The sequence below is a fragment of the Halostagnicola kamekurae genome (assembly GCF_900116205.1).
GTDB lineage: Archaea > Halobacteriota > Halobacteria > Halobacteriales > Natrialbaceae > Halostagnicola > Halostagnicola kamekurae.
The window spans coordinates 33,571-45,500 of sequence record NZ_FOZS01000009.1 but is presented as its reverse complement, the minus strand read 5'-3'; the positions used below and the strand labels follow the sequence as shown (position 1 = coordinate 45,500).

Sequence of the window (11,930 nt, the reverse complement as noted above, 5' to 3'; positions counted from 1 at the left end):
ACGACGAGCGAAACGAACGCCGGGAGGTCGAGGATGACCAGCATGAGTACGATTACCACAATGCCCGCTACGAGCGAGACAAGTGGTGCCTGTCCACCGAGTTGCAGTACTGTATTATTGAACATCACAATTCCGTCTCTCCTTCTCCTTCTTTAATTTTTCGTGTATCTAATATCCAGTTGGATATAATGTTGAAATTCATGACATGGATGGATTTCGATGGTTCAAGCGCTATGTGGGCGTATTCGAGGGGCTTCGGCGAGTTGCGGTTACGATTCTCGTTGTGTGATTGAAAAATCGACGAAGCGAGACGAATTCGCACCCGGCAATTGGGCACAATCCTTCCGACGTCGCCGTACAGTCGACTGAACGCGGTTCAGTCGGCGCTCCGGAATCACGTTCGATTGCATTGGTGCTGGTGATCGCCAGATAGCATCGAGTTGAACCGTCACAACTAGGGAGTTGAAGCGGGAAACGGCGGATGATTCATGTCCAAAATTTCCCGCTTCACTGAAAAGATCGTGACGTTAGCTAAAAGTGCTGTTGGTGGGGTGCGGATTCGCCGACTACGCCGTCGTTTCGCTACATTGTCTGCGGGTTTACCTAGAGAAATCCTACCGTGAAACACTCAATCTCTTGAGCGAAGTAATACAAATACTGGCGGAGATGGGCCTTCAGAAGGCCGATCTCCCTTATCATTCGACGCTAGTGAGGGGTTTGACAGGACCTATATGGCTGTCTGGCGAGTGCTGCTGCGCCTGTCGGCGCAGCTGCACGAGCCATCTGGTCATGCTGCGATGGCGCGGCGTTGCGCCCCGTCAGCCCGTTAGTAGTTGTCGTAGACCGTCTTGCTGATCTGGTAGAAGTCCAGCCCGGCGTCACCCTGCTCGAGGTAGGTCTCGCTCGAGGAGTCCTTCATGCCGCCTCGGGGACATGCAGCTCGAGGCCGCTGGTCTTCTCGTTGATCTTGACGACGCCCGCTTCGACTTCCTCGACGAAGCGGTTCGCCTCGGTGTGGTCGTCCGTGACGACGCTGGCCGAGAGGCCGAAGTCGACGTCGTTGGCGACCGCGACGCCCTCGTCGAAGTCGCTGACCGGGATAACTGTGAGGACCGGTCCGCAGACCTCTTCCTGTGCGAGGCGCATGTCGTTGTCCACGTCGGAGAAGACGGTCGGCTCGACGAAGTAACCCTCCCGGCCGACTTCGTTCCCGCCGCACTCGAGGGTCGCGCCCTCGTCGTCGGCGATGTCGACGTACTCGAGGGTGGTCTCGAGTTCCGACTCGCTGACGTGGGGGCCCTTGCCGGGGTCGTCCAGCCCGTGGCCGTGATCGATGGCCTCGGCACGCTCGACGATCACCTCGACGAACTCGTCGTAGACGTCCTCGTGGACGATCGCGCGGGACGCGGCCGTACACGCCTGCCCGGTGACGCCGAACGCGCCCGCAGAGACGATGTCAGCCGCTTCCTCGACATCCGCGCTGTCGGTGACGAGGGTGGGGTTCTTGCCGACCATCTCCATCTGGACGCGCTTGCCATCCTCGGTCGCGGTGTCGTAGACCGCGTTCCCGACCTGCGTGCTGTCGGTGAAGGAGACGGCGTCGACCGCGGAGTGGTCCGCGATCGCGTCGCCGACCGTGCCGCCCGGGCCGGTGACGACGTTGATGACTCCGTGGGGGAGATCGGCCTCCTCGAGGGCGGACGCCATCTCGTGGACGACGCCCGGCGCCAGTGTTGCCGGCTTGATGACGATCGTATTGCCCACGGCCAGCGCGGACGCGATCTTCCAGGCCGGGATGGCGATGAGGTAGTTCCGGGGCGTGATCAGTCCGGCGACGCCGAGCGGTTCGTTCTTCGTGTAGAGGTTCGTGTTGCGGGCGCTGGATCTTTTGACCGTACCGCCGAGGTCGCTGGCTTTGGCGCCGTAGTAGTGGAAGATGTCGATCGCTCGCCGTACCTCGCCGGCGGCCTCGCTCCAGGTCTTGCCCTCCTCGCGGACGAGCAGTTCGGTGAGATCGTCCTTGCGGTCGGCGAGCAGCGAGCCGGTCTCGGTGAGGATTCGTCCGCGCTCGGGGCCGGGTGTTGTTCCCCAGTCGTCGCTCGCCCCGTCGGCCGCCTCGATGGCGCTCCGTGTCCTCGGCGTCGGACTGCGGATAGGTCGCGACGACTTCCTCCGGGTTCGCTGGGTCGGTCGTTTCGAACGTTTCGCCGGTGTGTGATTCGGTCCATTCACCGTCGACGTAATTCAAGCGGTTTTCAGCGGCATCGCGCGTAATTCGGGAATAGTCTGATAACGTTTTGTGATTCGACGAGAGCCACGCCGACATCTGCCACGGACGGGAATTTTATTACCCAGAAGCTACTCTAACTGCTCATGCGATATCATCGTCTTCCTGATGGAGACGGGTATAGACTGATTGCCGACGATGGGAATGCTTCCTACGATCTGACGGCGGTGAAGCCTCGTCTCGACGAATTTACCAAACTCGCCGCCGCGGCGGACGTCGCCGACACGGCCGTCGACGAACTCGCGAAACCGCTCGTAGAGACCGCGCCGACGGTCGACCGCGACGCCTTAGATGACAGCGCGCTTCCGATCGTCCCTGACGAAGTCTGGGCGGCCGGTGTCACCTACGAGATCAGCGAGGAAGCTCGCGAGGCCGAAAGCGAGATGGCGGAGATGTACATGCAGGTCTACGAAGCCGAGCGGCCGGAGATCTTCTTCAAGGCGACGCCGAGTCGAACCGTCGGCCCCGACGAAGCGGTCGGTATCCGCGGCGACTCCAAGTGGGACGTCCCGGAGCCGGAGCTGGGGATCGTCCTCTACGACGGTGATATCGTCGGCTACACGGTCGGCAACGACATGAGCAGCCGCTCGATCGAGGGCGAGAACCCGCTCTACCTCCCGCAGGCGAAGGTGTACGATAGGTGCTGTGCGATCGGTCCCTGCATCGCGTCGGCCGAAAGCGTCGGCGACCCCCACGACCTGACGATGACGATGGAGATCAGCCGCGACGGGGAGACGCTCTACGAAGGCGAGACCTCAACCAGCGAGATGGACCGCTCGTGCGAGGAACTGGTCGAGTACTGGTGCGATCACAATTCCGTTCCGCAGAGTGGCGTTCTGCTCACGGGAACGTCGCTCGTTCCGGACGAAGGGTTCACGCTCCAACCGGACAACGAGGTGCGTATCGAAATCGACGGGATCGGCGAACTCGTGAACACGGTCGTCGAAGTATGAGTCGCCTCGAGGAACCGCCGGCGAACCGAACCACGTACGCCGATAAGTCGGGGACCATACGAGGTCTTGATGATTCCGAGCGCGACGTGTTGGCCCAGATGTCGTGTCCGGCGAGTTTGAGTGCATCGTACATTGTCTGACCGACCTACGCATATTCGGAGCTGATCAAGGCTGCGACGGCACACCGAGCACGCAGAGTCCGATGTCAGGCACCGGAAGCGACGATTACAGTGATATCACCAGCGGTATCGGTATTAACAAAGAAACGTACACGATCACAAATATCAACGGCAGTGCCTTCCTTGAGGGCGTATCAACTGATGACAGTACCAACCTCATCCAGTGAGTGTGTAACGTCGACGTGATCCACTCTGGACGTTCGACCTGTGTAACGGCAAACAGCGTACCTCGGGCACGCATAATTGGTACTTCCCGAACGTCAATCTGTGAGCTATGCTGATTTCTGGTGAACGGTTGGAGCAGCACCAGAATAGAGAATGCCTTGTTTTGCCGCCGAGTGACGACAGTTTCAGACGGCCTCACTGTAATATTCGGCCATATCAACCGGGAAATGGACGCCGTCTGGCGATATGGCATCGCTCAGACGGCTATAGTAGTATCAGAAATAATTGTTCACTTTTGGGATCGAGAGTTGGTCAACCGCTTGTGAGTTCGTTGGGTGAGTCAAAGAAGCGATTACTGAGTGCCGCTTGGAGTTGTCTCCAGCACTCTTCGACCGGATTTAGCTAGGTGGATATGACTGGAATGTTACGTATTCGAGATCGTCACGGGTCGCCAGGTCCGTGGCGGCCGACGCTCGAAAATACGGCGCTCCATCCAACACAATAATCAAGTTATCTTCGAACTTTTGCATAACGCGAGAATGAAATGTTTCGCGTGATCGGCGGTCACGTACTCCTCAAACCGAGAGAAAAAGCGATCATCGAGGACGGTGATCGAACCTAAGAGACACGTCCAATCGCATTGTCCAAATAACACATCGAGCGGGATCATGCCCAACGGACACCGTTGACGCGGTGTCCTTGCTCTCTTCGATTCTACAGCGATAGCTGAGCAGTATCAACAATCTCCTACAGAACAAACCCCTCGGTTGCGATGAAATCAACGACGGTTCGGGAGTTATGCTCGTTACCAGCACCGCGGATGAAAGGCACTTTCGGTAGGATATCAGAACCACGGAGAAGAGTGCATTGGTCTGCCCTCGTTTGCGGCCATCTGGGGAGAGGTTAAATGGTGAAGTCTGGACCACCATGTATAGGGATTCACCACCGATTTCGCCCTTCAAGCACAGAAAAGGCCTCAGACTTACCGGAAAGTCAGATAACCTATCATGAAGTAAGCAAGCCAGGTCTTCGTCATCAGAAAGTAACCTTGCATCGGACGGCTACTCGACACTCGTGATCAAGGTGGATTGATGGCACGGCCCGTGGGTGCAGGCGAGAAGGATGTCAATTGAGGACCTCTTCGTTGACTGGGTTTATCGGTGTCTCACCCTCAAGCACACGGTAGACGTCTTCCGCAACGGTGCCTCGCATATCGCCGATTGATTCCTCTGAATACCAAGCAACATGGGGTGTCATCACTGTCTCATCAAGTTCGAAGAGCGGATGGTGTTCCGGCGGTTCATCGGGCATTACGTCGATGCCGGCGCCCCGAAGCTCGCTATTGACAAGCGCTTCGTGGAGTGCATCGACATCAATTGTCGAACCGCGGGAGGTATTCACAATGATCGCGTCCTCATCCATCGCAGTGAACGCTTCAGTGTCAAACATTTCCCGCGTTTCGTCGGTCAGCGGCGTATGAACCGACACAATATCAGAGCGCTCGAGCAGTTCGTCGAATGAGACCTTTTCGACGTTGTGCTCGGCCATTTCCTCTTCGGTCACATACGGATCATAGGCGATTGGCTCGAGTCCGAATGGTTTAGCCTTGTCGACCAAGTTCTTAGGAAGTTTTCCGAATCCGGCAAGACCGAGAGTCTGGCCGCGGAGACGGTAGATTGGTTGCCCATTCGTCCAGTTCCATGTCCCGGATTTGATTTCGGCGGTATACTGTGCTGTGTTCCGCTTTACCGAAAGAATGAGGGCCATAGTGTGAGTTGGAACTTCATCGAGGCAATAATCAGGAACATTGAGCGTAACGACTCCATGCTCAGTCGCCGCATCGAGATCGACAGTATCGACGCCGATACCGTATCTTCCAACCGCTTGAATTCCGGAATGGGCCTCAAAGATGGCCCGCGTGACTGGTGCATATTGGTTCAACAGCGCGTCAGGCTTGACCTCTTTAACGGTCTCGACTAAGTCCGCTTCACTCCGTGCCTGCCCTTCAACGATCTCTACATCGGAATCTGGTAATTGATCGCGTTCAATCGATAGATCGGAGAAATCAAAGTCAGTCACTAGTATGGTGTGTGTCATCACTACCAATTTTTCCTGTGTGGCTAAAAAGGATATCGAATATCGAGACATATTGGGTGGGAGTAGGACCGTACCCGCAGCGGACTCCAGTTGTAGCACCGGTGAAGTCACGATCAGTTGAATGAGACGGCGTACTCCTCGCGTGCGTCTGAATCGACTCGGTAGCCGTGGCCGGGCCGATCCGGGAGGATGACATGGCTGTCCTCAAACTCTGGGAGTTCTTCCATAGTAGAACCTAGAAGTAATTGCTCATGTTAGGGATAGGGAGTTGGTCGAGAGCAGTGTCGATTGCTGTCGTAACCTCGTCGAGCGAGTCAAGAAGCGGTTGCTGAGAGCTGCTTGAAGCTGTCTCCAGCATTCCTCGACAGCGTTCAGATCCGGCGAATACGATGGTAACGTCACGAAGGCAAGGTCGTCACGGACCTGGCGGCCCGTGACAGTCGACGCCTGAAAATACGGCGCTCCATCCAATACGACGATCGAATTATCTTCGAATTCTTCTTGCTGTAGTTCTGTGAGTTTTCGCTTCCTATCAGTTCGTTTCTTGTCAGAAACGGCTTGCTCAAGCGACTCGACACCGACGAGTCGATTGAGCCAGCTGTAGATCGTCCGCCGCTGAACGTCGTACCACTCGGATAGCTCAGTTTGTGTCACACCGTTCTTGTATGCGACGGCCGTAAGAGCCGTTGTCTCGACTTCTTTCGGTCCACATTGTCGAGAGCGTCATGCAATTCCTCGACGGAGATCTCGTCGAGATGATTCACTATCTCTTGTAACAAGTGATGAGTGAAAAGTTCTAACGGTTACTAGAGTACCTTTGAAACAGGCGCTCGGTACGCTCCGTACCGACTACGCGTTATCGCTGCTCACTTCCAACAGGTACTCCTCAACGCTCTCAAAGCCATCGGTGGTGTAGTGTGGGATACCCGAAACGACGATTTCTCGGATGGCTGTTGTGTAATCGGGGGTCGAATTGACCGACTCAACGTCAATATCGTAGGCATATCTGTCCCTGTCAAAGACCTGCTCTTCGAGCTCGCGAGCTACAGCGTTCGCCTCGCGTTGGTTCACAGCACGCCCAGACCGAGTGAGCACCCAGAGATCAACATAGCTCCGGCGGTCTGCTTCACCTCGAGTGACACCGACTCCTATGAACTCAAATCGACAGACTTGAACGACCACTCGATTTATCTTCCGTAGTCCATACCAGGGGGAAATGAGTCAAATTTCGTATTAGAAGACTGCAGCAGGCTTTTCAAGAGAATCGTCTATACAATCCAGCCAGCTTTTTTGAGAATTCTGTTTGCGTCTCCGGGTGCCAGACTATCAGTTCGCTAAGATAGACGGTTGATTCCTCGCCAGTCTCCAGAGGTCTGTATCACAGCCTGATTGTCAGGCTGTATCCTTAATCAATTCTACCAGATTGTGGGGCGAGCACTTGATATCGTCACACATTCGATCCTGCTCGCTGACCCGGATGGGGACCGCAGGGTTACTGAGCAATTAGTAACTGGTCATCGCGTCGTCGATCAATGACTCAGACGATTGCTGCGAGGCAGCCAGTGACGAGTTCCGGCCAGCGGTTGCTACTGAAGAAGAGATTCGGTACCGGTGAGTGAGTTAGGTATCACCACAGCTGAAGGTAGTCTAACTAGTTAAATTAAAAATATGGATATTATCGTATGACACGCTCATCACTATAATCACATCGGCTGAATCAAGCATTAAACGGGCCAACTCCCGTTGAGGTGGTGTAAAACTAGACAGTGACAGCACGATTAATAAGACAATATATAGATGAGTATATTACTTGCTAAGTGGCATGTGAAAATGAATAAGGCTATCTCCCGTTTTGGCCTTAGCGTTCCGCTCAAATTTTGAGCTCGAACATTCCTTCCCGCGATGAACTGGAATTCGAAATACTCTACGGGAAATGCAGGGAGAATATTTTCACTATCCTTGAATCTTCTATTGAACAAGTACAGTATTATGATGTATATATCGATCAGAAACGATAAAAACCACTAGTTTGAAAATAATTCTCGTACTCAACCTAGTTGTGGTACAAGATAACAATCTACAGGAAAGTGAAGAGTCGATGAACGAATTATTGCGGCTCAGCCGTCGGAATGCACTCCGAGTGACAGGGACCGGCCTGTTTACGACGACGGTACTCGGTGGTTCCGGGCTGAGTGTCTCAGCCACAGATCACGTCGAACAGATAGAAGCGTCGGAATCGGATCTCTGGCGACCGGGCTTTCACTTCGCACCACCACAAGGCTGGATCAATGACCCGAACGGGTTAGTCTACCACGAAGGTGTTTACCATCTGTTTTTCCAGTACAACCCCTACAACCCCTTCTGGGAGGATATCGAGTGGGGACATGCGACCAGCGAGGACCTTTTCGAATGGACGTACCACGGTGTCAAACTCCCATTCGATGAAGAGAACAACATTGGAAAATTCTCGGGTGGTGGCACCGTTGATACCCAGAACACGGCTGGATTCGGTGAGGATGCGCTGATCTTGTCGTATACAGGTGCCCACCTCAACGAGTCGATCCAGGATCAACGTATCGCGTATAGTACCGATAACGGCAAGACGGTTACGGCGTACGCCGACAATCCAGTTGTCGATACCAACGACCCAGAATTCCGTGATCCAAACGTCTTCTGGTACGAACCAAACGAACACTGGATCATGGTCGTTTCCCGCGCTGCAGACGGCGACGATAACGGGGACGAACGACCCGCCGGTATCGAATTTTACAGTTCCGAGGACCACATCGACTGGACGTACGAAAGCACGTTCACGATCGACGAGTATGAGGACGTAGTCGCTGAGATCGAGACAAACAACGGTGTCTACAATGATACTGTGGATCTCTGGGAATGTCCGGACTTGTTCGAACTACCCGTCGAGGGTACTGACGAAACCAAATGGGTACTGACGGTCTCCGTCCAAGGTGACCCTCACGTCGATCACCTCATAGGTGAGTTTGATGGACACGAGTTCACGATGGAGGATCGCGAACTCGCGGATTATGGCTACGATTACTTCGCTGCTATGTCATGGGACAACGAGCCCAATGACTGTCGAATCCAGATCGGGTGGGCGGCTCACTGGCCCTACATGGACTTCATCCCCGAAACCGGATGGCGCGGTATCATGTCGGTTCCACGTAACGTTGCCCTCGAAGGAGAAGAGAGTGACATCAGACTGCGAGAGTATCCGGCCGAGAAACTCGTTGACCTCCGGCAGGACAAACTCGCCGATGTCAGCAAGGAGATGGTCACGTCGTGTAGAGATCCGCTCGAGGACACGAATGCGAACGGACGGTCGCTTGAGATAATCATGACGATCGACCCGCATAGCGCCGATACGGTCGGACTTCGAGTTCGAGAGGGTGAGAATGATCAAAGCGTGATCACCTACTACACGGATAAAAACCAGTTGGAGTTCGATCGATTGGAATCGTCAGTCGATGGCCCGGCAGACGGATTCTACGATCCAGGTCAAGAAGACACAACGACGATGCCGCTCGAACTACGAGAGGACGGAACGATTCAGCTTCGCGTCCTCGTCGACCGATCGTCGGTCGAAATATTCGGCAACGGTGGACGGAGGGTGATGACGAATCAAATATTCCCGGACTGGGACAGTACTGGAATGTCCCTTTTCGCGGATAAAGGCGCCGCGAGAGTTGAAGACATGGTCGTCTACGACCTCGCCTCACAGCCATTGGGAATCGAGCTTCACGAGGGGTCTCACCTGAGGTGACGTCCCTTAGGGATCGTCAAGTGTCGTTGACTGAGTCGCCTATCCGGCATTACTCTCCTTCTTATCGTCTTCGTGGCCACTGGTAGTGTCGCCTACCGACCGCGTCCGTTGCCGTTTCCGTTCGGACTGCCGCCCGACGGGATGAAATGGCCATCGTTGAGTTCGGCGACGACCCGCGTCTCGGTGCCGTCGAGTTGGACTTTCAGACTCGGGGCGAGGGTACCACCGAACAGCTCCTTCTGTTCCTCGGCTGGCAAGAATCCGACTTCGTCGAGACCGATCTCGCCCCGAGAGGTGTCGTCGAGGCCGCGGAAGTTCTCGAAGCTCTCGACGAGGACGTCGTTACCCTGAGGCATCGCTAACCAAGAGTAGCCCTGGAACGGCGCCGCCTCGGGGTTCGCGAGGACCAGTCCGCTCTCATTGAGCGGCTCGTAGTCGCCGTATAGCGAGTCGGCGACGAACCCGTACAGGGCATCAGGCCCCGAGAGGCCGGGTGCGAACGTAAACTCGTGGCTCAGCACGAACAGATACCACTTCCCGTCCTGGAAGACGTAGTGGGGGCGCTCGAGTTGCTGATTGACCTCGATGGCCTCCAGGTTCGGTGGGAGCAACTCCCACTCGGTGAGGTCGTCGTTCGTCGCCCGCGCTACCCCGACGTTCCCGTTGTAACTCCGCGGATCGCTCGGGTCCTCGCCGTCTGTGGGCGTGTTGCCCTCGAAGACGACCATGTCTTCGCCCGTCTCGGGGTGCCGGAAGTACCACGGGTCGCGGAACGCATAGACGATGCCCTGGTCCCGGGACTGCTCTAGCGTCTGGTAGAGTTCGCCGTCGGCCTCGGCCATGATGACGTGCTCTTGGTCTCCGACCAGGTCGACGCCGTGCGGACCGGTCTCGAGCGACGCGCCTTTGCCGAGCGCGAGTCGCTGGCGGAACTCCGGCTCGGGACTGGTCGCGGTGTAGAAGTGGTAGATCTGGTCTTGCTCGTGGTCGTACATCGCGGAGCCGGCCCACTGATGATGACCGAGTGGGTTCTCGAAGGCCGTCCCGCCCTCAGTCCAGTCATGGCCGTTCCGGGAGTAGAAGTAACGAATCGTCGCCTCATTGTGGCGAGCGCCCGGCACGAGGTCCTTCGACGCTGTGAGCGAGAAGACGATCTGCCAGCCGTTAATCTTCGCGATCGAACCGTCGCGGTACCGAAGCGGCCACGTGTCCCAGACCCAGTAGTCGTCCGAGATTACGTCGGGATTCTCGTCGATCACCGGCGCCGTCAGGTCGTCGGTGAGTTCGATGTTGTTCGCGTGCTCGCGTGTCCACGCGCTTGGCTCACCCGTCTCGACGGCGGCCCCGGTGCCGGTCCCGATCGACAGCCCGAGACCGGCTGCGCCGATCGCGCCGGTCGTTCTAAGGACAGTACGTCTGCTCACCTCTGTCTGATCCTGATCTTCCATCGCGCTTGAAATATTTACTCTTGATATAATAAAGATTTTCTAGGCTGATTATATATAAGGTACGAACAGTATATATCAAATGTATATCGACTTCATCTAGTTAGAAAAATATCTAGTTCGATCGGTTGGCGAGGTGGTAGAAAGAATATTTCCAGTAATTCATACGCTGAACAGACACAATACCACGGTCTTCAGACCGTGGATACACGCCGTCACTTCTGAGAAACACGAAGGAGGGTGTCAAATGGTAGTAGGCCGTACAGAGGAGTATGCGTGAACTCGTCTTCGCCCTGGAATACGAACCGGGTTGCAACGAGGTGGCAGACGCCCTTGCCGACCACCCTAACGCTCGCGTCCGTTCGCTCTCGCTCCACGCTACTGCCGAGCGTCTCTGGCGGGTCGACCATGCCACCGGAACTCCCGAGGCGCTCGACGCCATCGAGGACGCTTTTCTCGACGGCGACTACTACGCTGACTGTCTCGCCACTGAGAACTGCGGCGCTACACAGACCACTCGAGTCCTGGATCGGGCGGACAACAGGCTCGTCCTCTATTCCGACTGGGAGCGTACTCCTACCTGCGCCTCAGTTCCCCACATCGCACGAGACCATCTCGGCGACGGCGTGCTGTTCGAAACCCGCCACGAGGGGCGTCACTACACGTGGCGACTAATCCACTCCGGGGACGGCGACGTGGCGGCGTTCTTCGACGCTCTGGAGACCGCCGTCGGGGACTGTGCTCAGATGGAGATGCTCCGCACTGCGGACACGACGACAGTAACTCGAGAGAACGACGGGACACCAAGTGGATTGTCCCCGACACAGGAGGCTGCTCTCCAAGCCGCCGTCGAACACGGCTACTATGAATCTCCCCGCGAGACCGACGTCGGTGGGCTCGCCGGCCATCTCGACGTGCCGCGCTCAACACTCACCTACCGACTCCGGCGGGCGGAGGAATATTTAGCGAAGCAATACGTCGCCGGCGAGCGGGTTGCGGAAGAACGACTGACATCCCACTGAC

Annotated in this window: 6 protein-coding genes and 4 pseudogenes; 4 read left to right on the top strand and 6 right to left on the bottom strand. The window is 56.1% G+C overall.

What is annotated here, in order from left to right; translation table 11 throughout:
• Positions 1-488: 488 nt before the first annotated feature.
• Positions 489-800 (top strand): annotated as a pseudogene (locus BM348_RS19790) (IS5/IS1182 family transposase); the annotation flags it as partial.
• Positions 801-826: 26 nt separating this feature from the next.
• Here the strand turns inward: BM348_RS19790 and xacF are convergent.
• A pseudogene (gene xacF / locus BM348_RS19785) lies at positions 827-2,275 on the bottom strand (2,5-dioxovalerate dehydrogenase).
• Between the two features lie 98 nt (positions 2,276-2,373).
• On the opposite strand from xacF, the gene BM348_RS19780 reads away from it, so the two are divergent.
• Positions 2,374-3,240: a fumarylacetoacetate hydrolase family protein gene (locus tag BM348_RS19780; protein ID WP_092907723.1), complete on the top strand. Its 867-nt coding sequence runs from the start codon at positions 2,374-2,376 to the stop codon at positions 3,238-3,240.
• 619 nt (positions 3,241-3,859) lie between these two features.
• On the opposite strand, the pseudogene BM348_RS19775 reads toward BM348_RS19780, so the two are convergent.
• The 4 genes and pseudogenes from BM348_RS19775 to BM348_RS19760 all read right to left on the bottom strand — a co-directional run.
• A pseudogene (locus BM348_RS19775) lies at positions 3,860-4,311 on the bottom strand (transposase); the annotation flags it as partial.
• 398 nt (positions 4,312-4,709) lie between these two features.
• Positions 4,710-5,681, bottom strand: coding sequence for a C-terminal binding protein (locus BM348_RS19770; protein ID WP_092907732.1), 972 nt, complete (start codon positions 5,679-5,681; stop codon positions 4,710-4,712).
• Positions 5,682-5,916: 235 nt separating this feature from the next.
• Positions 5,917-6,445 (bottom strand): annotated as a pseudogene (locus BM348_RS19765) (transposase).
• Between the two features lie 85 nt (positions 6,446-6,530).
• Positions 6,531-6,752, bottom strand: a complete 222-nt coding sequence (locus tag BM348_RS19760) for a hypothetical protein (RefSeq protein ID WP_217642055.1) — start codon at positions 6,750-6,752, stop codon at positions 6,531-6,533.
• 958 nt (positions 6,753-7,710) lie between these two features.
• Between BM348_RS19760 and BM348_RS19755 the strand changes: the two genes are divergently transcribed.
• Entirely contained in the window at positions 7,711-9,462 is a 1,752-nt protein-coding gene (locus BM348_RS19755; protein ID WP_245779560.1) for a glycoside hydrolase family 32 protein, read from the top strand.
• Positions 9,463-9,554: 92 nt separating this feature from the next.
• On the opposite strand, the gene BM348_RS19750 is transcribed toward BM348_RS19755, so the two are convergent.
• Complete coding sequence (locus tag BM348_RS19750) at positions 9,555-10,910, bottom strand: glycoside hydrolase family 68 protein (protein WP_092907721.1); 1,356 nt, start codon at positions 10,908-10,910, stop codon at positions 9,555-9,557.
• Between the two features lie 269 nt (positions 10,911-11,179).
• Here BM348_RS19750 and BM348_RS19745 point away from each other — a divergent pair, with 269 nt between their 5' ends.
• On the top strand, positions 11,180-11,929 hold the full coding sequence (locus BM348_RS19745) for a helix-turn-helix domain-containing protein (RefSeq protein ID WP_092907719.1): 750 nt from the start codon (positions 11,180-11,182) through the stop codon (positions 11,927-11,929).
• The last annotated feature ends 1 nt before the right edge of the window (position 11,930 follow it).